Origin of the sequence: Paenibacillus sp. NRS-1782, assembly GCF_050467685.1 — a bacterium.
GTDB classification, from domain to species: Bacteria; Bacillota; Bacilli; order Paenibacillales; family Paenibacillaceae; genus Paenibacillus; species Paenibacillus terrae_A.
In genome coordinates this window covers 1-1,299 of the sequence record NZ_JBITPH010000089.1, presented here as the reverse complement: position 1 = coordinate 1,299, position 1,299 = coordinate 1, and the positions used below count along the sequence as shown (strand labels likewise).

Genomic DNA, 1,299 nt, shown 5'->3' with positions numbered 1-1,299 from the left:
ATTCGCCCAATATCTTCCTCCGTATGGGCAGTGGACAAGAAACAGTTTCGTCCCTCCCAGATATAAATGCCTTTTTCCAGCATGTGATAAAAGAACAATTCCAGATCGCCTTTGAGTACAAAGCGAAACAGGGAGCCAAAGTGAACGACCTTCATAGGTACGTGTTCGTCCGTGAAATAGCTGTTTAGCTCCGCTGCTAACGCCGAGGTGCGGCTGTTCAGGCGATTTTGCAGCTGCTCGCCGTTGCTCTCCAAATGATCCAGCACCGCTAAGGATGCAGCCATTGCCAGCGGATGATGGCAGAAGGTTCCCGCGACAAAGGTCCGCTGTTGCTCATGCTGTGGATAGGAATCGTCCCCGAAGCTCCACGTACCTCCGTCGATCCCGTCCATAAAGGCGGCTTTCCCGGCCACGATGCCGATCGGCATCCCGCCGCCAATGATTTTACCGTAAGTCACAAGGTCGGCTTGCACACCAAACCAGGCTTGTGCCCCTCCCGGCTGAATCCGGAAGCCTGTAATGACCTCATCAAAAATGAAGGCAGTACCGGACTGCTCCGTCATCCGGCGAATGTCCTGCAAAAAGGCTTGAGGCTGAAAATCTGGTCGGCGGCTTTGCACCGGCTCCACGACAACCGCGGCCAGCTCATGCGCATGGGTGCGGATGTAATCCAGAGAATCGTCCGCTCCATAATGAAGCACGACGATATCGTCCACCATATGCTGCAGGATACCTGGAGCGAGAGGTGTCGAATGCTCCTTGTTGTCACCCGCGCTCCCCAGTGCCAGCACGCCGTCAAATGTACCATGATACGAGCCAGCAAAAAGGACGACTTTAGCCCGTCCCGTGGCAGCACGCGCCAAACGGAGCGCGACCATGACGGCCTCCGTGCCAGAATTGTACAGCGCAATCCGTTCCACGCCGGTCATCTTGCAAATTTTCTCGGCGACTTGCCCAGCCATGTTGGACATCGGGCCGACACACATGCCGTTTTTCAGTTCTTCCTCCATTTTTTCTCGGATAAAGGCCGGATTGTGCCCAAACAGATTCACGCCAAAGCCCATCGTCAAATCGACATATTCATTACCGTCCAGATCCCAAATTTTAGACCCGTCTGCACGCTGAGATACAATTTGGTACACCATTTCCTTCAAAACAGGCCGGAAACCAGCCACATTACGGTTATTGGCGTATACAGAGCGGTACTGTTGGGTGTACTGTTTGGTGCTACGTGTACGAGCCGTGTAGCGTTCAATCAGCTCTTGCAGATGTTGTTCCTGACGGAGCGAAAGCAATTCA

General features: G+C 53.6%; 1 protein-coding gene. It reads right to left on the bottom strand.

Translation table 11 applies throughout. The annotated features are described in order from the left end of the window. On the bottom strand, positions 1-1,299 hold a 1,299-nt coding region (locus ACIFQM_RS24355), incomplete at both ends, for an aminotransferase class III-fold pyridoxal phosphate-dependent enzyme (protein ID WP_430048930.1).